Genomic DNA, 22,545 nt, shown 5'->3' with positions numbered 1-22,545 from the left:
AAACCTGCCCCCAGCCCATGCACACCACCACCTTCCTTGTCCATTCGGGCCGCCAGACGGCCCGCGCCGCCCAGGCCATCAACCCGCCGCTGGTGCGGGCCTCGACCGTCGTGTTCGACACCCTGGCTGCCTACAAACACGCGCACCACCAGACCGTGTTCGACTCGCCGCGCTACGGCCGCTCGGGCACCTCCACCACGTTTGAGCTGCAGCGCTGCATGGCCGCGTTGTCGGGCGCAGAAACCTGCCTGGCCACGGCCAGCGGACTGGCGGCCATCGTGGCCGTGCTCAGTGCCCATGCGGGGCCGGGCCGCCACCTGCTGCTGAACCAGGGTGTGTACGGGCCCACGCGCATCTTCTGCGACCAGGAACTGGTGCCGCAGGGCACCACCGTCGAGTACTTTCCGGAAGGCGCCGACATCGCGCCCTACCTGCGGGACAACACCAGCCTGGTCTACATCGAAACCCCCGCGTCGCTGACCATGGAGATGCTGGACGCGAGCGCCGTGTGCGCGGCGGCACGCCAGCGCCACATCCCGGTGGCGGTGGATGCCACCTGGGGCACGCCGGTGTTTTTTGACGCCCACGCCCTGGGTGTGCACATCGCCATCCATTCGGCCACCAAATACATCAACGGGCATTCCGACCTCATGCTGGGGCTCATCACGGGTTCGCACGCAGACCTGGCCAGCACCCGGCGCTTTTGCGACCGCAGCGGCGCCCACGCGGCGCCCGATGTGTGCTGGCTCGCGCTGCGCGGCCTGCGCACCCTGGCGGTGCGGCTCGAACGGCACCAGCAGACCGCGCTGGCGACGGCCCAGTGGCTGCAAGAGCAGCCGCAGGTCCGGCGCGTGCTGTTCCCGGCGCTCCCCTCCGACCCGGGCCACGCGCTTTGGCGCGCGCAGTTTTCGGGCGCCGCGGGGCCGTTCACCTTTGAGCTGGCGCCCTGCAGTGAAGCCGCATTTGCTGCGTTCATCGACGCGCTTGCGCTCTTTGGCCTGGGCACCAGCTGGGGCGGGTACGAAAGCCTGGTGCTGCCCGCTGTGCCCTATGACCAGCGCCACCTGGCAACGCTGCCGGATGAGGGTCGCCTTGTCCGCCTGCATGTGGGGCTGGAAGACGCCCGCGACCTGCGCGCGGACTTGGCACAAGCGCTCAGCGGTCTGGGCTGACCGGCGCCAAGTGTCCCGAGTTGGAAGTCCGTTGATGAAATAAAGATGTCGAAATCGTCGTCAGGCAAGGCGCAAACCACAGCGATAGCAGGTGCTATCGCGAGGATTTGCAACGCAGCATGGCGGCGATTCTCGACGTCTTTATGAAACGAATTTCCAATTCGGGACACTAGCTCGCTACGAAGTCCACCACCGACTGAAGCACCTCTACCTGCTGCAGGATCTTGCGGTGCCCCAGCCCCTCGGTGGCCAGCAGCGTGGCGCCCGGGATGTGGTCGCGGTAGGCCTCGCCATCGGCAAAGCGGTTGATGCGGTCGCCCCGGTCGTGCACCACCAGCGTGGGCAGCGCGATGCGTGGGCCCACAGCCGGGGGCTCGAACTGGCGCATCAGGATGCCTTCTCGGGCTTCGATGCGCCGCTGCAGGGCGGCACGCGTGCGCTCCGAAAGGCCGAACACCTGGGCGAACAGGCGCGTGTATTCGTGCGGCGACGCGGGCGGTGCCAGCAGCACCAGTCGCTGGGTGGCCAGGCCCCGGCTGGCCGCGTGCGCCGCTGCGTTGGCAGCCAGCGAATGGGCCACCACGGCATGGGGCGCCGAGTCCTGCGCGTGCAGGCGGGCGGTGGCGTATTCGATGGCGCGGGCGAACTGGGGCAGGTTGCTCACGCGGCCCCGGCTGCCACCGTGCGCAGGCAGGTCCACCAGCACCGGGCGCAGGCCGCGCGCTGCCAGGGCATCGGCCAGCGGCAGCATCTGGCGCGCATGCCCGCCCCAGCCGTGCAGCAGGAGCACCGTGGGGCCGTGCGGCTGGGCCTGGGGCAGGTACAGCGTGATCTCGGCGTCTTCAAACGGCCAGCGCTCTGTGCGCCAGTGGCCTGGCGGCACGGCTTGGCGGCCGGGTTTGCGCAGGGGCAGGGGCGTGCCAAACAGGCGCGCAGCCACGCGCACGGCCAGTGCGGGCCACAGTCGCTCGGTGGCGCCCAGGGTCAGGCGCACAAGGCGCATGGCGGGGTGTTCGCCGTAGAAGCTGGACGTGGCCCGCAGGGCGGTGGATGAAGAGGAGGTGTTCATGGTGGGGTTCCTGAAGGGATGGAGTGGGGCGCGCGGCGCGCACCTCAGAAAAAGACCCAGTCCCGGTTGCTGCGCGGGAGGCTGGTGAGGGTGCTGCACAGCGACCGGATGGCGCCCACTGCGGCCGCAATGGCGGCAATGCCCAGGATGATCAACATGGTGGTTCCTTTCTTCGCACGGTTGTGCGAAATTGGGACATAAAAAACAAGAGGTCTCCCTGTCACACCACCGCGTCTCAGGCGGGGGAAGGGAGGTAGCTCTTGACGAGGCGCGCCCAGGACGCCTCGGTGCGTGACACTGCCTGCGGATCGCGCAGGAAGCGGACGTCGTGCAACAAGCCCATGATCATGGAATAGATCTCGCCCACCAGCTGGTCGGGCGGGGTGTCGGCGGGCAGGTGCCCGGCCTCGATGGACTGGATCACCGTGCGGCGCAGTGCCGCGCGCCAGCGTGTGATCTCTGAATGCAGCAGGTCGCGCAGCTCGCCTTCGCGGTCGTCCAGCTCGAACGCCCCTGCGGTGTAGATGCAGCCGGTGAAAGCCTCCACATCGCGCGTGCGGGCAATCCAGCGGCGCACGATTTCTTGGAGGCGCGGCAGGCCCTTGGGGTGCTGCATGGCGGGCACAAACACATCGGCCAGGAAGCGGCGGCCAAACTCCTCGATCACCGCCTTCTGCAGCGCCTCGCGCGAGCCGGCGCGCGAGAACACGCCGCTCTTGGACAGACCCACGCGGTCGGCCACGGCCTGCAGCGTGATCGACTCCAGCCCTTCGGCCGCAGCCAGGTCCAGCGCTGCGCCCACAATGGCCGCGCGGGTGAGTTCTGATTTCTGGGTCTTGGCATCCATGGGGCGAAATTTAGCACAACTGTGCGAAATCAATCAAGCCCTGTTGTCTGCAGTGCTTTGTGCGGCGACCGCCCGCGGAGGCACCGGCATGGGCCGGGCTCTCTGCCTGCGCTACTGGGCCAGGGCCGCGATGCTCAGCGCCGTCAATGCGCCGCTGTAGACGCGGAAGTCCTGCATGCGGCCCTTGAAGTACCGGTCCCCGCCGTACTGCGAGCGCCCCAGCCAGGTGTGGGTGGTGTGGCCCATCTGGTAGGGGTTCATCCAGACCTCGTTGTGGGTGGCGACCTGCACGCCGTCCACATACAGTGTGCCCACCGTTCCCACGAGGGTGACGGCCACGTGCACCCAGCGACCCGTGGGCAACGGGTCTGCGACCAAGGGCTGAGCGGGCCAGAACTGATCCCGCGAGGCCATCAATTGGAGTTTTTGGTCTCCATTGCGCGGGGTCAGCGCGATGTAGGCCACATCGTCCGAGCCGAAATCGAAGATGCGGGTGTTGGCGGCGGTGGTTTCCACCTGGACCCAGGTCGCCACGGTGAAGTCGCCCAGGGCCAACACCGCCCCGTCAGGCAGCGCCACGTAGCCGTTGTTTCCGTCAAACACCGCGCAGTTCCCGCCAGCGCGTCCCGTGTCGAAGGAAGTCCCTCCCACCAACTTGGCATGCCGCCCGTTGCCGCTGGCGTCATCGGCGTTGCCATTCATGGGCAGGTGCAGCCACAACTCGCCCGGGAAGGCCACGCGGGCGACGTCGGCGCCCAAGCGCTCGCCCTGGGGGGTTACAGCGCTGATGCGGTAGTGCCAGGTACCCTGGGCTGGCGCATCGGTGTAGGTGCGAGGCTCGGTGACCTGGGCAATGGTGGTGAAGGGGCCGGTGCGTGAGGCGGACCGCTGGACCAGGTAGTGCGTGGCGTCCGCGCTGCCCCACCATGACAGCAGCACCTTGCCGGCACTCAGGAAGGCTGTGAGGCCCGTGGGGGGCGCTGGCGGGACGGCGCTGCGTGTGTACAGCAGCGTGCCCATGCCGGGATCGTCGCCACCGTCGATGCGTTCCGGCCGCATCTGGTCGAGTATCGCTTTCGTCCACGGGGCCGACAGGCCCTTGCGGCTCACATAATGGTGGTAGATCCGCTCAAAGCAGGGGCGGCGGGCGCCCGTGCCAGCCGCGCCCGTGCCTGTGCCATGGACGCCGGTGTATGGCACGAAGGGCATCGTGGCCGGGTCGGTCAGGTTGTTGCGAGCCACGTATTCCGCACCTGCCAGCAGGCGGTTGTTGGCATAGCCGTACAGGTCCTCGCCCTGGTTCCAGGCCATTTCGCACAAGCAGCCCGCCAGCGCGATGCCCAGCGTGGAGTGGCCCTGGTCGCGGTGCGTCTCCTGCCACTGGCCCAGGTGCCCCGGGTGCAGGTAGTAGACATTGTGTGCAGAAGCCCCCGTGCCCCGGCCGTTCTTGTAGTAGTGCACCGCTTTGGCCGTGATGTCCGGCCGGTCGCAGAACACGCCGATGGCATACACGGCGCAGAGGTTGGCCAGGTCCCAGTTGGCCCAGTAGTGGGTGACCTTGCGGGTTTCCGAGCCGTTGTGGTTGTTGATGAAGTCAAGGGCCCGCGTGTAGAACACCTTGAGCAGCATGTCCTGAAAGCGGGTGCGGTCCTCTGGCGCCCAGCCGGGATAGTTGCGCATCAGCTCGGCCGCATTGGCCCACTGTGTGCCATACAAGCCAGAGGAGAGGAACAGGTTGGAATTGCCGCCCAGTTCCTTCAGCGTGGAGGACCAGGCGTTGAGGAACTTCACCGCATCCCGGGCATACGCTTCGTCACCCGAGATGTGCCAGCGCAGTGCCAGGTGGTAGGCACGCATCATGTCCACGATCATCACGCCGTAGTTTTCCGCCCCGGCCACGCCGCGGATGACCACCTCCAGCGGGAATGGCGTGGCGTTCAGGTTGGCGCGGCGGCCGGCGAGCAGGATGTTCCAGCCCCCAAGCCACGGCTGCAGGTTCGCACCGACCTTCTCTGCCATGCGCTGCAGATCGGCTTGGGCGTGCAGTAGACCGGGATGCACCAAGGCGCTGGGGGCCGGAGGCGGCGGCGATGGTGGAGGTGGAGGAGGTGGTGGAGGTGGTGGAGGAGGAGGAGGAGGAGGAGGAGGAGGGGGTGGTGGTGGTGGTGGTGGTGGTGGTGGCGGTGGTGGCGCTGCGGGGGGAGGCGGTGGCGCTGCAGGGGGTGGGGGGGCCGAAGGCGGAGGCGGGGTGCCAGGCGGTGTGGAGGGCGGCGTCGCGGGGGAAGGCGGCACGGTGGGGGGCACTGCCGGCGCCGGTGGTGCTGTGGGGGGCGTGGTACCTGGCGTTGGCGCGGGAGGCGGGGTGTCCCCGCCAATGGGCGCGGAGGTGGTGGGCGGTGTGTTGGTGGCGTCGGCCGGGTTGCCACCACAGGCCACCAGCGTGCCGGCCAGCGGCATGGCGGCCATTCCCTTGAGTACCCGGCGCCGGGCCGTGAAATTCGTGCCGTTGTTCAGTTCTTGGTTCATTGCTTTGGGAGATTGGGGTGGGCAGAGTTCCGTGCCTTTTGGTCGGTCCATCGGCAATTCAAGGCAAACGTTGTGCCAGGCAGGGCGCCCTGCGAAAAATGGGCGGTGTGCCGGGTTTTATGCCCAGCGCTCACAGACAAGAACGGGAAAATGAACAATTTGGTTAGTCCAATATTGTCATTAAAGTAATTAATAGCGCGCAGCTTGCTTGCCATGGGCTGGGATCGAACGCCTTTGCGCCGCTGACTGCAAGTGTCAAGCCGGGGACGGATACGGCTGGTCCGCGCCCGGATGCGATGCTACGCTGCGTCGCCATGGAGACAAATACCAAATCCCCGCCTTACGTTCCCCAGATCCGCCTGTTCCAGAACTGGCTGCGTGACCAGCGCGGCCTGCAGTTCGACAGCTACGACGCGCTGTGGCGCTGGTCCACCACCGAGCTGGATGCGTTCTGGCAAAGCGTGTGGGACTATTTCCAGATCGAATCGCCCACCCCCCACACCGCCGTGCTGGGCAAGAACACCATGCCCGGTGCGTTGTGGTTTCCTGGCGCTCAGGTCAACTACGCGCGCCAGGCGCTGCGCCACGTCGATGCGGCGCACGCAGCGGGTCTGCCCGCCATCATCAGTCGCAACGAAAAAGGCAACCACCGCGAGCTGAGCTGGCCCGAGCTGCGCCGCCAAGTCGCGTCGCTGGCGCTGCACCTCAAGGCCCAGGGCATCCAGCCCGGCGACCGCGTGGCCGCCTACCTGCCCAACGTGCCCGAGGCCATGATCGCCTTTCTGGCCACGGTGAGCATCGGCGGCGTGTGGAGCATCTGCGCGCCCGACATGGGCACGCACGCAGTGCTCGACCGCTTCCGCCAGATCGAGCCCAAGGTGCTGATCGCCGTGGACGGCGTGACCTACAGCGGGCGTGACCACGACCGCACTGGCGTGCTGGCCGAGCTGCGCGCCGACCTGCCCAGCGTGCAGCATGCGGTGTTGCTGGGTAATCTGAATGCTTCTGTTTCGATAGCTGGTTGTGTAGGCTGGACAAGCGCTACGGCACAAAATGATGCGGAGACCGCAGGGTTTGAACCGATGTGGCTGCCGTTTGACCACCCGCTATGGATCGTTTATTCCAGCGGCACCACGGGGCTCCCGAAGCCCATCGTGCACGGCCATGGCGGCACGGTGCTGGTGGCGCTGCAGCTCAAGGTGCTGCACAACGACATCGGCTGCAGCTACGAACCCAACAGCTTGGGCGAGCGCTACCACTGGTACAGCTCCACCGGCTGGGTGATGTGGAACGCGCAGCTCAGCGGCCTGCTCTCGGGCACCACCTGCGTGATCTACGACGGCAACCCCGGCGGCAGCAAGGACCACCCGGACTGGGGCGTGCTGTGGCGCTTTGCGGCCGAGACGGGGGTGACCTTTTTCGGCGCGGGCGCGGCGTTTTTTGCCAACTGCATGAAGGCGGGCATCACGCTGGCCGACTTTGGCGATCTGACGCGCATCCGCGCGTTGGGCACCACCGGCTCGCCGCTGTCGCCCGAGGTGCAGGAGTGGGGCACGGCGCAGTTCGAGGCGCTGGGTACGCACGATATCTGGTGGAACAACATCTCGGGCGGCACCGACTTCTGCGGCGCCTTCATCGGCGGCAACCGCGAGATGCCGCAGGTGCCCGGCGAGATGCAATGCCGCATGCTGGGCGCTGCCGTGGAGTCTTGGGACGCCGAGGGCCGCCCCGTGCAGGACGCGGTGGGCGAGCTGGTCTGCGCGCAGCCCATCCCGTCGATGCCTTTGTTTCTGTGGGGCGACCAGGACGGCAGCCGCTACCTGTCGAGCTACTTCGACATGTACCCCGCAGGCCACGGCCGCCAGCCCGGCGGTGGCGACGGCCCCGCGAGCATGGGCGCGGTGTGGCGACATGGCGACTGGCTCAAGATCGGCGCTAACGGCGGCTGCGTGATCTATGGCCGCAGCGACGCCACCATCAACCGCCACGGCCTGCGCATGGGCACGAGCGAGATCTACAGCGCGGTGGAGGCCTTGCCCGAAGTGCTCGACAGCCTCGTGGTGGACCTGGAGTACCTGGGCCGCGAGAGCTACATGCCGCTGTTTGTGGTGCTGCGCCCTGGCTACGCGCTGGACGACGCCCTGCGCGCGCGCATCAACGGTGCCGTGCGCACGGCGCTGAGCCCGCGTTTTGTGCCCGACGACATCTTTGCCGTGGCCGAGGTGCCGCGCACCTTGAGCGGCAAGAAGCAGGAGCTGCCCATCAAGAAACTGCTGCTGGGCCAGCCGATCGAAAAGGTAGTGAACAAGGACGCGATGGCGAATCCTGGGTGCCTGGACTGGTATGTGGCGTTTGCGGCGCAGCGGGCGAAGTCGATGCAAAAAACATAGCTACCTGCGCTTTGGGGAAAAGCGCAGGAGCCTGTTTTTATTTGAAATTGTCCTATCCGTGGGGTGCCTGGCCGTCCTTGGTTCCAGCCGCCCTGTTTCTCCTGACTGCTCGCCTCAGGGCGTGACGCCATGCCAGTGCCGCCGCGCAAGGGCCGCCCCGCCGCGCTGGCGGCGTCCCCCTTCAGGGGGAAGGCGCGCAGCGCCTCAGGGGGTTAGTCAAGTTTCGCGCCGGACGCCTTGATCAAGCGCTCCCACACCGGCCGCTCTTTGGCAATCGCGGCGGAGAACAGCGCGGGCGAGCTGTTCTGCACATCAAAACCCATGGCCGCAATACGCTGGGCCACATCGGGCAGCTGCGTGGTCTTGCGCACCTCGTCGGCAATGCGCTCCAGGATGGCGGGCGGCGTGCCTGCGGGGGCACCAAACGCCAGCCAGCCCGCCACGCGGTAGGCCTCGTCGTTCAGGCCCTGTTCGGCCAGGCTGGGCACGTTGGGCAGGGTGCCCATGCGGCGCTCGCCGCTCACGCCAATGGCCTTGAGTTTGCCCGCCTCGATGTGGGGCTTGGCCTGCAGCGCGCTGGCAAACGCGATCTGGATCTGGCCGCCCAGCAGGTCCTGCACCATGGGCGCCTCGCCCCGGTAGGCCACGTGGCTCATGTCGGCGTTCTGCGTGAGGCTCATGTAGGCCCCGGCCAGGTGCGGGTACGCGCCCGTGCCATACGAGCCGTAGGCTACCTTGCCCTTGTTGGCCACCACGTATTTGAGCAATTCGGGCCCCGTGGATGCGGTCACGCTCGGGTGCGCCACCAGCACCAGCGGCGCGATGGCGATCTGGTAGATGGGCGCGATGTCCTTCTCGGGGCTGTAGGGCAGCTTGGTATAGAGGAACTGGTTGGTGAGCATGGAGTTGCTCAGGCCCAGCAGCAGCGTGTAGCCGTCGGGCGCAGCCTTGGCCACCGCGTCGGTGCCGATGATGCCGGCCGCGCCGGGCTTGTTGTCGATGACCATGGGCTGGCCCAGGCCTACGGCCATCTTCTCGGCCAGCACACGCGCCAGCACGTCGGTGGCGCCACCAGCGGCAAACGGCACCACGATCTTGATGGGCTTGTTGGGGTAGGCCTGCGCGAAGGCGGTCGTGCCAGTGCAGGCGGCGGCCAGCGCTGCGGCGCCGAGCCAGGTGCGGCGGGACATCAGGGGGTGGAAGGGCATCGGTTTGTCTCCTGTCATGGTTATCAAAATTTACTCAGCGGGCTCCGCATGCATGGTGGCGGGCCGGGGCTTGGCTGTCACGCCATGGGCTTATGAGGTCTGGGGGCTCCCTGCGGCGGGGGCGGTGGTGATGCGCACGGTGATTGGCAGGGGCGCGAGCACCTCGCGCAGGCGGGCGGCCAGTGCGTCTGCCTGTGCGCAGGGGGCCACAGCCACACGCACCGCGTTGTCGCCTTCGGGCTGCACCTGGGGACGGAGGCCGTTCGTGACGGGTCCGCACACCCCATCGACCAGCGCTTGCACCGTGTGGCAGGCCGCGCGCTGGCGCAGCTCGGGCTTGTAGATCTTGCCCACGTTCGTCACGGGCATGGTCTCCAGCACCTGCACCCAGCGCGGGCGGGCCACGGCTTCGTCCACGCGTTCGGCGGTGAAGGCCAGCAGTTCGGCCTCGGTCACGGCCTGTGCACCGGGCACCAGCGTGGCGTAGACCACGGGCAGCTCGCCCGCATAGGCGTCGGGCGCACCCACGGCGGCGCACAGCTGCACGGCGGGGTGGGCGCCCAGCGCGTCTTCGATCACCTTGGGGTCGATGTTGTGGCCGCTGCGGATGATGAGGTCCTTGGAACGACCGCTCAGGTGCAGGCGACCCTGGTCGTCCACAAAGCCGAGGTCGCCGGTGGCCAGCCAGCCATCGTGGGTAAACGCCTTGGCCGTGTCGGCCGCGTCGAGAAAACCCGAGAACAGGTTGGGGGACTGGAAAAGCACCATGCCCGGCTGGCCGGGTGGCAGGTCCTGGTCGGACGCATTGCCCTGCGCATCGAGCGCCACCACGCGCAGCTGCGTGTAGGGCAACCGCCAGCCCACGCAGCCTGCGGGCGCGCGCACGCCCGGCGGGGTGATGGTGGCGATGCCCGCCATCTCCGTCATGCCCAGACTTTCGTGGATGTGCAGGCCAAACAGGCGCTCAAACCGCGCCGCCAGCTCGGGCGCCAGGATGGCCGCACCCGTGCGGCAGTAACGCAGCGTGGAGATATCGGCGCCGCCCAGCCCCACGTTGGCCAGCGCCGCCAGCACCGTGGGCACGGCCGACAGGTAGGTGCAGCGGTAGCGCTCCACCAGCCGCCAGTAGTTGGCGATCACCTCGCGGTTGCGGAACAGGCCGGTCGTGGGGATGATGGTCTCCACCCCCGCCGACAGCGCCGCGAGCGAGCCCGGCAGCACGCCTGCCACATGGAACAGCGGGTAGCCGTTGATGCCCACGTCCTCGGGCCGTATGCCCTGCATCTGCACGCTGCCCCAGGCCGTGAACACCTGTGCGCCGTGGCTGTGGCGCGCCAGCTTGGGCGCGCCGGTGGTGCCGCCGGTGTGAAAGTACGCCGCGATGTCGGTGGCGGCAATGTGGCGACCGCTCACCAGGTGGTCGCCAGGGTGCTGGTGGCGTTCGGCCAGGTCCACCACACCGGCAGGCAGCGGGCCCGCCGCGCCGGGGGCTTCCGTGTGGGGGGCCACACGCAACACGGTGGTGAGTGTGGGCACCAGGGCGCGCAGGCGCAGCGCCTTGCTCCAGTAGCCCACATCACCTTCGCCGCCATAGGCAATCAGCACCTTGGCACCCGCCAGGGTCATCATGGCTGCGATCTTCTCGTCGGTGAGCATGGGGTTGAGTGGTTGCACGATGCCCGCCGCCTCGCCGCCCCACAGGGCCAGGTGGTATTCCAGGCAGCCGGGCAGCAGCACGGCCACGGCATCCTGCGGGCCCACGTCAAGGTGGTGCAGCAGGTTGGCTGTCTGGTGGATGCCGGTGAGCAGCTGCGCATACGACCAGCGGATGGGTTCGTCTGCGGGGTCGGCCGTGGGCAAAAAGCTCAGCGCCGTCTTGTCGCCAAACGCCGCCGCCGAATTCACAAAGATTTCGTAGGTGCTTTGCACTGGCAGCGCTTCGGCCAGAGGGCGGGCTTCATGCCGTTCTACATCCTGCAGGCTGCGCACCGGGGGACCGGGGGAGAAAGGCGTGTGGAGCGGGGGCATCTGTGGGAGGCGCATGGCGGGTCTCGGGTCTGATGGGGCTGCGGGTCGGTCACCGGCGGGGGGCGGATGCGGCATCGTCCTACCCGGCTGCGCCCGCCGCGTGGCCACAGTCTGTCTGTGTGCCGGCGCAAAAGCAGTCACGCAGATGTCAGAGAGGGTTCAGGACCCCCTGCGAGACCGTCCGCAAGCTCTCAGCGCCGGGTGGTGCTGCGGCACACCCATAATGGACCTTGTTGATTGCCACTGCGCGCCCCGCCGCGCGCCTTCCCTCCATGAACACTCCGCAGCCGCCCAAACGTTTTTCGATGATCCGTGAGTTCCACCTCGCCGACTGGTTCACGCTGGGCAATGCGGTCTGCGGCGTGGGCGCGCTGTTCTCGGTCATGTCGTACCTGGAAACGAACGACGTGCTGCATGTGTACTTTGCGTGCGCTCTGGTGCTGGCCGCGCTGATCTTTGATGTGCTGGACGGCCGCATCGCGCGCTGGCGACAGAAGAGTTCAGCCATGGGCCGCGAGCTGGATTCGTTGGCCGACGTGATCTCCTTCGGCGTAGCGCCCGCCATCATTGCCTACGGCTGCGGCATGCAGGGCCTGTATGACCGCATCGTGCTGGCCTACTTCGTGGCCTGTGGCGTGTCGCGCCTGGCGCGCTACAACGTCACGGCCGAAACCCTGTCGGGCGACGACGGCAAGGTCAAATACTTTGAAGGCACGCCGATTCCCACCTCGATCATGCTGGTGGCGTTGATGGCCCTGGCCGCCTATCTGGGCGCTGTGCGCGAGAGCCTGTGGTTTGGCAAGGTGCTCATTGGCGGCTTTACGCTGCACCCGCTGGTGCTGCTGTTTGCGGTGTCGGGCTCGTTGATGATCAGCCGGATTCGCATTCCCAAGCTCTGAGCCACTCGACACTCGGCACGGCGCTGAGCCCCGCACTTTTCCATGGTGGCAATCCATGAAGCCGACTGCCAAAAGAGCCAAGCATGTCCCCAATCGTTTTCGCCGTGAGCACCTGGTACGGAATGCGGCGCTCGCGATGTGCCTTGTCGCATCGGGTGCGGCTGCGGTCTATTCCAACCAGCTGAAGCTTTCTGCAGGCCGAGGCAGATCGCTGGTTGTGCTGAGCGATGGCCCTATGTGGCTCGCACTAGGGGCCATGGTTTGTGGGGTGCTGGGGCTTCTGGCCGTCGTGGTGGACCATCTGGATCGTCGTGACAATGAGCGCGCGTACGAGGCGTTTCAGTGGATATCGTTGCGTTTGGGTGGGGTGTTATTGGCCTCTGCGCTCATTGTTCATTTTTGCGTCACGATGCTGCGTTGAGCGCTGTTGCAGCGGTTGGGCCGTTTGACAAATCCATCTTCTCCCTTGCTTCATCACCATGTCTCTTCAAAAAATCGCAGCGTTTTCCGACGGCGCGCAGGGCGGCAACCCCGCCGGTGTGTGGATCGGTGACGAGCTGCCTGCCCCCGCTGATATGCAGCGCATCGCTGCCGAGGTCGGCTTTTCTGAAACCGCGTTTGCCGCCCCACTGGGCGATGGCCGTTGGCGCGTGCGCTACTTTGCGCCCGAGAGCGAGGTGCCCTTTTGTGGCCACGCCACCATTGCCTTGGGCGCCGCGCTGGCGCAGCGCGAGGGCGACGGCGTGTTTGCGCTGTCGCTGAGCCAGGCCGAGATCACGGTCGAAGGCCGCCGCCAGGGCGATCTGGTGCAGGCGGCGCTGCAGTCGCCCCCCACGCGCAGCGGGCCTGTGCCTGCCACGTTGCTGGCCGACGCGCTGGCCCTGTTTGGCCTCAGCGCGGCCGATTTGGACCCGCGCATCCCGCCCGCGCTCATCCATGGCGGTGCGGACCACCTGGTGCTGGCCCTGCGCAGCCGTGCGGCGCTGGCGGCCATGCACTACGCGCTGGACGCCGGCCGCACGCTGATGGTGAACGCCAAGCTGGTGACCATCGTGCTGGTGTGGGTGGAGTCGGACCGGCTGCTGCACACCCGCAATGCCTTTGCCTCGGGCGGCGTGCTGGAAGACCCGGCCACGGGCGCCGCCACGGCCGCACTGGCGGGCTACCTGCGCGACCTGGGCTGGCCGCATGGCGGCGCCATCGATGTGGTACAGGGCGAGGACATGGGCATGCGCTCGCGCCTGCGCGCCGAGATCGGGCCGGTGGCGGGCAGCTCCATCCGCGTGTCGGGCACGGCACGGTGGATGAGCGACGGCGAATAACGTTTCTTGCTACAAATAATATAGCTTTTAGCGCTTGATGGTAAAGCGCTAGGGCTTGTTTTGACTTGAATGTTGCGCTGTGCGCCCCGGCCCTGACGGCGGCAGCGCACCTGGCAGCGCGTCCATCTCTTGCCGAAGCCATTGCACCAGACACAGCGTCTCCGGCGACGGGTCCGGGGCCGTGCCGAAGTAGTGCCGGGTCAGCGGCAGCCGCAAGCTGGGCAGGGGCGACACCAGCCGCCCCGAGGCCAGGTCGTGGGCAATCAGCGACACCGGGGCCATCGCAAAGCCCAGCCCATCCACGGCGGCCTGCAGCACAAAGTGCAGATGGTCAAACTGCAGGCAGCTGGCGGGCTGGAGTGTTGGCAGGTCCACCTGCTTCTTCCAGCTTTCCCAGTCCTTGCTGCGCGACTTGGACAGCAGCAGCACGTGGGACGACAACGCCTCGGGCCGCGTGACCGGGCGCTGGGCGAACAGCGTCGGCGACCCCACCACCAGCGCTTCGTCTTCCAGAAACGGGTGGATCTGCATGCCTGGCGGCCACCCGCGCGGGCCGCGCCGCAGGGCCAGGTCGAAGGCCTCGGCCGCGTGGTCGGGTGCCAGCGTGCTGGTGATGACCTGGGGCTCGATGTCCGGGTGCTGGGCCACAAAACCCGGCAGCCTAGGGATCAGCCAGCGCACCGCAAAGCTGGGCCGCACATTGATCTTGACGCTGCGCAGCCCGGCATCGCCCCGCAGCGACTGGGCGGCGGCGCCGATTTGCGCCAGCGCGGGCCCGACCTGCGCGTGAAACTGATGCCCTGCTGCCGTGAGCAGCACCTGCCGCGTCTTGCGCTCGAACAGCTCCACGCCCAGGTGGGATTCCAGCGCCTTGATCTGGCGGCTGATGGCGCTGTGGGTGACGTGCAGCTCCAGCGCGGCGCGGGTAAAGCTCTGGTGGCGCGCCGCCGCTGCAAAGGCGCGGACGGCGTTCAGCGGGGGCAGGCGGGGTGGCATGCGTGCAATTTTGTCACGCATGGCGCGCAGCAATATCGTTTGTCGCGCCCGGCACTGCCGCGCACCATGCGGGCCATGCCACAGCCTTCAGACAACACCTTGGCCTCAGACCACCACTCGCGCCGCGCCGCCTTGGCGCTGGGCCTGTCACTCCCCGGGGACACGGTGCTCTACCTGCTGCTGCCGATGTTTGCCCCGGCGTTTGGCGTCACCCTGTTCGAGGCGGGCATTCTGCTGGCCGCAAATCGCCTCGTGCGCATTGCGGGCTACGGGGCGGTGGCGCGGTTCTATGCCCGCCATGGCGAGCGCCTCACCTGCTCGCTGGCCGTGCTGGCCGCCGCCGCGTGTGCGCTGGGGTACGCCACCCTCAGCGGCTTCATCGCCTTGTTGGGCCTGCGGCTGCTGTGGGGCCTGGCGTTTGCGGCGCTGAACCTCGCCACGCAGGCGCTGGCCACGGCCGAGCCTCTGGGCGCAGCGCGCCGCGCCGGGCAGTCGCGCGCCTTTGCAGCGCTGGGGCCCATGCTGGCCCTGCCTGCGGGGGGTGTCTGCGCGCTGTGGTGGGAGCCCCGGGCGATCTTCTGGGTGTTTGCCGCCGTCGCGTTGTGCGCCTTGCTGGCCACGCGGCATTTGCCCGCCCAGCCGCATGCTCTGCCGCCACCGCCCAAGCGCTGGGACAGGTTGCCGGGTCGCCTGGACCGCTTTTCGTTCGTTGAGGGGTTGGTGCTGGACGGCCTGTTCATCATCGGCCTGTCGTACCTGGGCCGCGATGTGCTGCCAGGCCATCCGGTGGTCGTGGCGGGGCTGTTGCTGTCGGTTCGCTACCTCGCCGAGATCGTGCTGAGTGCGGTGGGTGGCGACCTGGCCGAGCGCTATGGCGCCGAAGTGCTGCTCGTGGGTTTCGCGGTGCTCACGTCGCTGGCCCTGGTGGGTTTTGGCCTGGGGTGGCTGTGGACCAGCGCACTGGCCATCGTGATTTTGCGGGCCCTGCTGCTGCCGCTGTTGCCGCCGCTGGTCGCGCGCCGCACACCGGGGCCGGGGCGCATCCAGGCCCTGGCAACGCGGTCGGTCTGGCGGGACCTGGGTGCCGGTGTGGGCCCGGTGCTGGCGGGGGTGCTGCTGCCCATTGCGCCGTCCGCCTGGGTGTATGGCGTCGCAGCCTTGTTGCTGTCGGTCACGGCCATCGCCTGCTGGGCGCCGCGCAGCAACGGATGAGGCGCGGATCGGCCATCGCCCCCCTTTTTTACAACCTTCCGTTTTGGAGAAGTCCCCGTGAACATCCACACCACATTGATCCGCTGCGCCGGTGGCACCGTTGACCTGCCCGCGCGGCCCATGAACCACCGCAGCGATGGCGGGCATGTGCTTGTCCACCCGCCGCGCCCCGTCTGGGAACGCAGCGAGCTGACGCCCGAAGAGCTGGCGCATTGGTCGTGCCTGGTGGCCGCCACGGGTCGGGCCATGCTCGACACCTTGCCGCAGCTCGCCGGTGGCTGCCTGAACTACTGGGAGGCGGGCAACAACGCGCTGAACCCACTGGCCCATCCCCAGGGGCCGAAAACCCCCGCGCTGCACCGCAAGATGCACCTGCATGTGTTTGGACGAAGCCCCCGGGCCACCCACCCGGACTGGCTGTGGGGCGAACCACCCCGGTTTCCGAATTTTGCGCAGTCTGAGGCTTGGACCCAGCAGTTCACGCGGCTGGAGGACGATGAAGGCGCCGCGCTGGGTGCGCGCATTCAGGTGTTGCTGGATACGCGGTATGCACTGAGACTGGTGGGTTGATGACACCTGAAGGCAAAGATTTGCTATTAATAATATAGCTATCAGCGCTTTGTGGTAAAGCTCTAGGCCGTATTTTAAGCAAACTCTTTTGCCAGGGGTACTACGCCACCGCAGGCCGCCGGTTCACCAGCACGATGCCCGCCGCCACCAGCACCAGTGCCGCTACCAGCCCCGGCGTGACCGGTTCGCCCAGCCACACCGCGCCAAACAGCAGCGCAAACACGGGCGTGAGGAACACAAACACCGAGATCTTGGTGGCAGGGTAGTGCGCCAGCATCCACATCCAGGCGAGGTAGCTCACAAACGCGCCCACCAGGGCCTGCACCAGCAGCGAGCCCCAGGCAAACGTGCTGAACTGCCAGACCCACGCTTCGCCCAGTCCCAGCGACAGCACTGGCAGCACGGCCGTGCTCACCGCCACTTGATAGAAAAGTTGCTTGGCGGGGGCCACACGCGCCAGCGGCGTGGTGCGGATGACCACCGTGGTCAGCGCCCACATCAGGCCCGCGGCCAGCCCGAGCAGATCGCCCAGCCATGCCTGGGGCAGGGCGGCATTGGCAGGGCCCAGCAACCCGTCCCCCAGCGCCAGCCCGACGCCCACAAACGCGGCAGCCAGGCCCAGCCACTGCCAGCCTTGCAGCCGCTCGCCGGGGATGAAGCGCGGCAGCAGCAGCGCCACCCAGAAAGGCGAGGCATACAAAAACACCGTGAGCCGCGAGGCGGTGGTGTACTGCAGGCCCAGGTAGATACACGCAAACTCGCCCGCAAACAGCGCCCCGGCCAGCAGCCCGGCGCGCGCTGCCCCAGCAGGCTCGGCCGCTGCCGACAGCCGCACGCCGCGCCACAGGCACCAGGCCGCCACGGCCACCGTAGCCAGCGCAAAGCGCACAAAGGCCTGGAACACGGGCGCCACCTCGGCCACCGTGGCCTTGACCAGCACCTGCTGGAAGCCCCAGAACATGCAGCAGGCCAGCAGCAGGCAGACCGCGAGCGCATCCAGGTGGGTTTTGCGGGTCAGTAGGGTCATCGGGTGCTGTGGTGCCGACGCGCAATCACGGGCATGCCCAGGCGCTGCCGCCAGTGCTGCGTGTGAACAGCGCGTTGCCATAGGACAGCGCGTTGCCGTCGGATGCCAGCGCCCAGGAGCCGCTCAGCCCGCGGGACACCACGGCCTGCCGCTTCCAGGCGCCGCCCGTGCGGGCATACAGGCCGATGTACCAGCCGTCCGAAGCCAGGCCAGGACACGTGAGGTCAGACGGCTGTATGTCGAGCGCAGCAGTGGGGTGCCCCGGCACGTTGGTCGCGTGCACGGCCAGGGTGCTGCCGTCGCCGGAGAGTGCCAGGTCGCTGGTCACCCATCCGAAGATGTCGATGATGCTCACGATCCCCACAGCCAGGCGCACCTGCTGGGTCCAACTGCCGTTGCCTTGTCGGGCGAATACCCGCACTGCGGGGGTACTCGACGCCCTCGCATCGCCAAGGCGCCAACCGCCTTCGTTCATCGCCAGGGTGCTGCCGTCGGCAGAAAGCGCCATTGACAGCACCGTCGGGCCGCCAGATTCCAGGACGGACTGCGCCGACCAGACGCCCGCAGCGCGGGTGTATGTCGCAACCGATCCGACAAGCGTGGCGCCCACGCCGGCTGCGGTGCTGAAATTGGCCGATGCGGCCAGCACGCTGCCGTCGGAGGACAGCGCCATGAGGAAGCCCAGGCTGGTGTTGCAGGGCTGCGTGCACGCGGCTGGAGCACTGGGCGCCTGTACCTGGCCCTGGGGATTCCAAACGCTGCCGTTTCGCTGGTACAGATACACCACGCTCTGGGTGGGGCTGGTGGCTTCGCCCAGGGGCTCCGCGCCCAGAACCGCCAGCGTGCCGCCATCGGCCGACAGCGCGGCCTGCGTACCAAATTGTGCCTTGCCATTGCGCAGCACGGCCTGCTGCTCCCAGGGTTGGGTGCTGCTGGCGCGCGTGAACACATACACCACCGAATCGGCCGCGTTGGCGCTGGGCGAGCGCAGCACCAGCGTAAGCCCGTCTTGCGACAGCCGAGGGCCGCTATCGCCGCCGGTCGAGGACTGCAGCGGTGCACGCCCGGATGGGAAGTCGCGGCTCAGGCTTTTGACCACATCCAGCGACCGGGCCTCTGTGAACGTGCCGCATCCGTTGACATCACACGCGCGCAGCCGGTAGCTGGCGTTCAGGCGCGCAACGAGGCTCAGTACATCCAGGCCATAGATGTTGCCTTCGACGCCGGTGGGGCCGACATTCACATAGTTGAAGCCCGTGCCCGTGGACCTGTCGAAGTCCGGCAGGCGGGCTTCGGGCAGCGGCCCCGAACCATCGGGGTCGGCATGCAGTTCGTAGCGGGTGGCGCCGGGCGTGGCCTCCCAGCGCAGGTATTCGATATTGCCCAGCTCCACCGAGAAATTTGCCGGGGCCGCCAGCGGCGCAGGGGGTGGAGGACTAGGCGTATCGGAAGACGAACCGCCGCCGCAGCCGGCCAGAGCCAGCAGGGTGCAGCCTAGCGCGAGAACCGTGCGCAGTGGGCTGGTCGCGCAGGCGTAGGGATGAAAAGCTTGGAGGGAAAGCGAATGGGACATCAAGGCTCTTCCAGGCAGATGAGATTGAGGTTGTGCCGCAGCGCACGCTCGGGGGCTGGCCACGGCGCGATCAGCCATTACACCATCCTTGTGCAGCAGCTTTTTGTCACGCGCGCGGCACCGCGGACCAGGCGCCGGGGAGCCGCCGTGCGGACGTGCCCAGCTTGCGCCGGCAGGGCGTACGCCTGGCGCTGCAGCGCTCGTCCTACAACAGGTGCAGTGTTGGCGCACAGGCCGCCGACAGGGTCGGCGCTAAGGTCGTAGGGTGGCCGCTCGCGGCTTGGCCCTCCTTTTTTTGCACGGTATGCACAGGACCTTTCACGCCTCCGCTCATGCAGTGCTCTGCGGCTTGCCGCTGTGTCTGGCCGCGTGGGCCCTGGCGTGGGGCCCGGCAGGCGAGCCGCAGCCGGGGGCGCCACGCGTGGCCACCGCCCTGGCTGCGCCGCAGAGCCACGCGCTCGCCGTAGGCGGGACGCCGGCGCGCAGCCTGCCCCGGCGGGCACAGTTCGGCCGCGAGACCGCGTCGGCGGACGCACGGCTCATTGCCCGCTGGGTGTTCCATTCGGGCGATCACGAAGAGCGCGCCGTGGTCGTGGTGGACAAGCGCCAGGCCAAGGTGTACGTGTTTGATCCTGACGGCACTCTGCGGGGGGCGACGCCTGCCCTCTTGGGTTCGGCCGTGGGCGACCACACGGTCCCCGGCATTGGCGATAAGCCCATCGCCCAGGTGCTGCCCGCTGAGCGCACCACGCCAGCAGGCCGCTTCATTGCGGAGCCGGGCACCAACGCCAATGGCGAAGACGTGGTTTGGGTGGACTACGACGCGGCGGTCTCCATGCACCGAGTGCGGGCCAACGTCAAAGCCGAGCGTCGGTTGGAGCGGCTGGCCTCCAGCACCGCCGCAGACAACCGTATCTCCTTCGGTTGCATCAACCTTCCAGTCTCTTTCTACGAAAAAGTGCTGAGCCCCCTGGTGCGTGGCACGGGCGCTGTGGTGTACGTGCTGCCCGAGACACAACCGGCCGCCGCACTTTTTGGCGCCTATGACCTGCCTGCGCAGTGATGCCCATTGACCCACGGTGTGTGCGGGCTTGTTGAACAGGGTGTTTTCGGACTGCGATGGCAAGACCCACACCGTGCAGGCCCGTCCCTGTCCGACACGCGCTCCGGTCTCCAGCTGACGTGGCGCAAGCCGCAAACAACTAGCCTGGGTACAGCTGGCGATGTTGCTGGCGATTTCCAAATTCACCACACACCAAGGAGTCTCCACATGACTGCATCGAACACACTCAAGACATTGCTCGCGGGCCTGGCTACCGTCGCCGTTGTTGGCACCGCTATGGCGCAGGGCACACCACCCACCACCGCAAGCCCCAACGCTGCCACGGGCGCCGGCCAGCAAAGCTCGCAAGGCACGCCGATGGGCACCACGGGCGTTGGCGGTGGGGGCGCCGCGACGGCGACCACGCAAGCCGCTCCAGCACCTGCCGCTGCAGCCCCCGTAACCACAGACAGGACCATGTCGGGCTCCGGCGGCGCGACAACCCGCCCCATGCGCGCTGACCGCAACTAAGCCGGGGAACCCTGGCAATAGCAAGAATGCCGGGTACGCCCGGCTTTTTTTGTGGGTGAGGGCGCGCGAACAGTGCAAACACGCCGTGAACAAGCGCTTACGTGGCCCCACGGTACACTTTGCGCCTTCTGAAACGGTTCCCGCGCTCCTTTCCACACCCCATTCATGGCCCTTACGACGGCGGCGCAGTCCCGCACCAGCTTTGACCTCAAGAGCGCCTCGCTGCCCGTGGTGGCCGTGGTGCTCAAGACCACCGACGCCGCGCAGTTCGCCGCCGACCTGGCCGAGCGCGTGGCTGACGCCCCGGGCTTTTTTGACAACGACCCCGTGCTGATCGACCTGGCCGCCGTGCGCGAGGCCGAGGCGCCCATCGACTTTGCCGCCATCGTGGCCGAGCTGCGCAGCCGCAGCACCCTGCCCGTGGCCGTGCGCGGCGGCAACCCCGCCCAGATGGACGCTGCGCGCGCCGCAGGGCTGGCGGTAGCGCCCGATGCACCGCCTGCCCGTGCGGAGGCCCCCGCCCCCGAGGTGCGCGAGGTCATCCGCGAAGTCGTGCGCGAGGTGGAGGTCGTTCGCGAAGTGCCCATGCCCGGCCCCGGCACCGTGGTGGTGGACAAGCCCCTGCGCTCCGGCCAGCAGGTGTATGCGCGCGGCGCCGACCTGGTGGTGATGGCCGTGGTGAGTTTTGGCGCCGAAGTCATTGCCGACGGCAACATCCACGTCTATGCCCCGCTGCGCGGCCGTGCGATTGCTGGCGCGCGGGGCAACACCGAAGCACGTATTTTTTCGACCTGCCTGGAGCCGCAGCTGGTCTCCATCGCGGGCATCTACCGCACCACCGAGACCGAGTTGCCCGCCGATGTGCGTGGCAAGCCCGCCCAGGTGCGGCTCGACGGCGAGAAGCTCATCATCGAGCCGCTGGCCTGAGTTCCCATTTCATTCGTACCAACCCCACAGAGAATCAGCAACACATGGCCAAAATCGTCGTCGTGACCTCCGGCAAGGGTGGCGTGGGCAAGACCACCACCAGTGCCAGCTTTGCCACCGGCCTCGCCCTGCGCGGCCACAAGACTGCCGTGATCGACTTTGACGTCGGCCTGCGCAACCTCGACCTCATCATGGGCTGCGAACGCCGCGTGGTGTATGACCTGATCAACGTGATCCACGGCGAGGCCAACCTGAACCAGGCGCTCATCAAGGACAAGCAGTGCGACAACCTGTTCGTGCTGGCCGCCAGCCAGACGCGCGACAAGGATGCGCTCACGCAAGACGGCGTGGAAAAGGTGCTCAAGGACCTGGCCGAGATGGGCTTTGAGTACATCGTCTGCGATTCGCCTGCCGGCATCGAAAGCGGCGCGCTCATGGCCATGCACTTTGCCGATGAGGCGCTGCTGGTGACCAACCCCGAAGTCTCGTCGGTGCGCGACTCCGACCGCATCCTGGGCATGCTGGGCAGCAAGACCAAGCGTGCGATTGAAGGCGGCGAGCCCATCAAGGAGCACCTGCTCATCACGCGCTACAACCCCAGCCGCGTGCAGGACGGCCAGATGCTGAGCCTGGAAGACATCCAGGACATCCTGCGCATCAAGCTGATCGGCGTGATCCCCGAGTCGGAAGTGGTGCTGCAGTCGTCCAACCAGGGCACGCCCGCCATCCATGCCCAGGGCACTGATGTGTCCGAGGCCTACAAGGATGTGATCGACCGCTTCCTGGGTGCCACCGACAAGCCGCTGCGTTTCATCGATGCGGAAAAGCCAGGCTTCTTCAAACGCCTGTTCGGGAGCAAATAAGCCATGGCTTCTTTCCTGTCCTTCCTGCTCGGCGAGAAGAAGAAAACCGCCAGCGTCGCCAAAGAGCGCCTGCAGATCATCCTGGCGCACGAGCGCAACGGCCGCAACGCCGCCGAGCCCGACTACCTGCCTGCACTGCAGCGCGAGCTGGTGGCCGTGATCTCCAAGTACGTCAAGATCAACCCCGAAGACCTCAAGGTGCACCTGGAGCGCCAGGACAACCTGGAAGTTCTGGAAGTCAAGATCGAGTTGCCCGACACGGTGCGTTGAAGGCTCGGGTTCGAGCCAAATTGGGCTCTGGCGCTTATCTGGTAAGCGCCAGTAGCTATCAAAATTGATGAAT

Annotated in this window: 20 protein-coding genes; 12 read left to right on the top strand and 8 right to left on the bottom strand. The window is 67.4% G+C overall.

Annotation, left to right across the window (positions count from 1 at the left end; all coding sequences use genetic code 11):
- Positions 1–17 precede the first annotated feature (17 nt).
- Positions 18–1,172: a cystathionine beta-lyase gene (gene metC / locus ACQ4MJ_RS20585; RefSeq protein WP_431151454.1), complete on the top strand. Its 1,155-nt coding sequence runs from the start codon at positions 18–20 to the stop codon at positions 1,170–1,172.
- Positions 1,173–1,341: 169 nt separating this feature from the next.
- On the opposite strand, the gene ACQ4MJ_RS20580 is transcribed toward metC, so the two are convergent.
- The 3 genes from ACQ4MJ_RS20580 to ACQ4MJ_RS20570 all read right to left on the bottom strand — a co-directional run bounded on the left by ACQ4MJ_RS20580 (position 1,342) and on the right by ACQ4MJ_RS20570 (position 5,614).
- On the bottom strand, positions 1,342–2,241 hold the full coding sequence (locus ACQ4MJ_RS20580; RefSeq protein ID WP_431151455.1) for an alpha/beta fold hydrolase: 900 nt from the start codon (positions 2,239–2,241) through the stop codon (positions 1,342–1,344).
- Between the two features lie 235 nt (positions 2,242–2,476).
- A complete protein-coding gene (locus ACQ4MJ_RS20575; protein ID WP_055396204.1) occupies positions 2,477–3,088 on the bottom strand; it encodes a TetR/AcrR family transcriptional regulator in 612 nt (203 codons plus the stop codon).
- Positions 3,089–3,199: 111 nt separating this feature from the next.
- Positions 3,200–5,614, bottom strand: coding sequence for a LamG-like jellyroll fold domain-containing protein (locus tag ACQ4MJ_RS20570; protein WP_431151456.1), 2,415 nt, complete (start codon positions 5,612–5,614; stop codon positions 3,200–3,202).
- Between the two features lie 314 nt (positions 5,615–5,928).
- Here ACQ4MJ_RS20570 and ACQ4MJ_RS20565 point away from each other — a divergent pair, with 314 nt between their 5' ends.
- Positions 5,929–8,004, top strand: a complete 2,076-nt coding sequence (locus tag ACQ4MJ_RS20565; protein ID WP_431151457.1) for an acetoacetate--CoA ligase — start codon at positions 5,929–5,931, stop codon at positions 8,002–8,004.
- A gap of 212 nt (positions 8,005–8,216) precedes the next feature.
- On the opposite strand, the gene ACQ4MJ_RS20560 is transcribed toward ACQ4MJ_RS20565, so the two are convergent.
- On the bottom strand, positions 8,217–9,212 hold the full coding sequence (locus ACQ4MJ_RS20560) for a Bug family tripartite tricarboxylate transporter substrate binding protein (protein WP_431151458.1): 996 nt from the start codon (positions 9,210–9,212) through the stop codon (positions 8,217–8,219).
- Between the two features lie 90 nt (positions 9,213–9,302).
- Positions 9,303–11,255 (bottom strand): AMP-binding protein, encoded by a 1,953-nt coding sequence (locus tag ACQ4MJ_RS20555; RefSeq protein WP_431151459.1) that lies wholly within the window; start codon positions 11,253–11,255, stop codon positions 9,303–9,305.
- Positions 11,256–11,512: 257 nt separating this feature from the next.
- On the opposite strand from ACQ4MJ_RS20555, the gene pssA reads away from it, so the two are divergent.
- Genes pssA through ACQ4MJ_RS20540 form a run of 3 tightly spaced genes read left to right on the top strand, consistent with a single transcriptional unit; the run spans position 11,513 to position 13,461 of the window.
- The gene (gene pssA / locus ACQ4MJ_RS20550; RefSeq protein ID WP_055397283.1) at positions 11,513–12,139 is read left to right on the top strand and encodes a CDP-diacylglycerol--serine O-phosphatidyltransferase; all 627 of its coding nucleotides are present in this window, start codon (positions 11,513–11,515) and stop codon (positions 12,137–12,139) included.
- A gap of 55 nt (positions 12,140–12,194) precedes the next feature.
- Positions 12,195–12,560: a hypothetical protein gene (locus ACQ4MJ_RS20545; RefSeq protein WP_147433790.1), complete on the top strand. Its 366-nt coding sequence runs from the start codon at positions 12,195–12,197 to the stop codon at positions 12,558–12,560.
- Between the two features lie 58 nt (positions 12,561–12,618).
- The gene (locus ACQ4MJ_RS20540) at positions 12,619–13,461 is read left to right on the top strand and encodes a PhzF family phenazine biosynthesis protein (protein WP_431151460.1); all 843 of its coding nucleotides are present in this window, start codon (positions 12,619–12,621) and stop codon (positions 13,459–13,461) included.
- Positions 13,462–13,509: 48 nt separating this feature from the next.
- Here ACQ4MJ_RS20540 and ACQ4MJ_RS20535 read toward each other — a convergent pair whose 3' ends face one another.
- A complete protein-coding gene (locus ACQ4MJ_RS20535; RefSeq protein WP_431153163.1) occupies positions 13,510–14,457 on the bottom strand; it encodes a LysR substrate-binding domain-containing protein in 948 nt (315 codons plus the stop codon).
- A gap of 66 nt (positions 14,458–14,523) precedes the next feature.
- Between ACQ4MJ_RS20535 and ACQ4MJ_RS20530 the strand changes: the two genes are divergently transcribed.
- Positions 14,524–15,669, top strand: a complete 1,146-nt coding sequence (locus ACQ4MJ_RS20530; RefSeq protein ID WP_431151461.1) for an MFS transporter — start codon at positions 14,524–14,526, stop codon at positions 15,667–15,669.
- Between the two features lie 57 nt (positions 15,670–15,726).
- On the top strand, positions 15,727–16,239 hold the full coding sequence (locus ACQ4MJ_RS20525) for a hypothetical protein (protein WP_431151462.1): 513 nt from the start codon (positions 15,727–15,729) through the stop codon (positions 16,237–16,239).
- Between the two features lie 100 nt (positions 16,240–16,339).
- Here the strand turns inward: ACQ4MJ_RS20525 and ACQ4MJ_RS20520 are convergent, their stop codons facing one another.
- Together ACQ4MJ_RS20520 and ACQ4MJ_RS20515 are read right to left on the bottom strand one after the other, a co-directional pair.
- Entirely contained in the window at positions 16,340–17,266 is a 927-nt protein-coding gene (locus ACQ4MJ_RS20520) for a DMT family transporter (protein WP_431151463.1), read from the bottom strand.
- A gap of 25 nt (positions 17,267–17,291) precedes the next feature.
- Positions 17,292–18,839 carry a hypothetical protein gene (locus ACQ4MJ_RS20515; RefSeq protein ID WP_431151464.1) on the bottom strand — a complete coding sequence of 516 codons (1,548 nt, stop codon included), beginning with the start codon at positions 18,837–18,839 and terminating at the stop codon, positions 17,292–17,294.
- A gap of 304 nt (positions 18,840–19,143) precedes the next feature.
- Between ACQ4MJ_RS20515 and ACQ4MJ_RS20510 the strand changes: the two genes are divergently transcribed.
- From ACQ4MJ_RS20510 to minE, 5 genes are all read left to right on the top strand, one after another.
- Complete coding sequence (locus ACQ4MJ_RS20510; RefSeq protein ID WP_431151465.1) at positions 19,144–19,902, top strand: hypothetical protein; 759 nt, start codon at positions 19,144–19,146, stop codon at positions 19,900–19,902.
- A 207-nt stretch (positions 19,903–20,109) separates the two neighbouring features.
- Positions 20,110–20,412 carry a hypothetical protein gene (locus tag ACQ4MJ_RS20505; protein ID WP_055397269.1) on the top strand — a complete coding sequence of 101 codons (303 nt, stop codon included), beginning with the start codon at positions 20,110–20,112 and terminating at the stop codon, positions 20,410–20,412.
- Between the two features lie 165 nt (positions 20,413–20,577).
- A complete protein-coding gene (minC, locus tag ACQ4MJ_RS20500) occupies positions 20,578–21,339 on the top strand; it encodes a septum site-determining protein MinC (RefSeq protein WP_431151466.1) in 762 nt (253 codons plus the stop codon).
- A gap of 44 nt (positions 21,340–21,383) precedes the next feature.
- A complete protein-coding gene (minD, locus tag ACQ4MJ_RS20495; protein WP_055397265.1) occupies positions 21,384–22,202 on the top strand; it encodes a septum site-determining protein MinD in 819 nt (272 codons plus the stop codon).
- A gap of 3 nt (positions 22,203–22,205) precedes the next feature.
- A complete protein-coding gene (gene minE / locus ACQ4MJ_RS20490; RefSeq protein WP_010465263.1) occupies positions 22,206–22,472 on the top strand; it encodes a cell division topological specificity factor MinE in 267 nt (88 codons plus the stop codon).
- Positions 22,473–22,545: the final 73 nt, after the last annotated feature.

It is taken from the genome of Acidovorax facilis, assembly GCF_050626955.1.
In the GTDB taxonomy this organism is placed as follows: Bacteria; Pseudomonadota; Gammaproteobacteria; order Burkholderiales; family Burkholderiaceae_C; genus Acidovorax; species Acidovorax facilis.
Note: the sequence above shows the minus strand (reverse complement) of the source record. Positions and strands in the feature narration are given on the sequence as shown.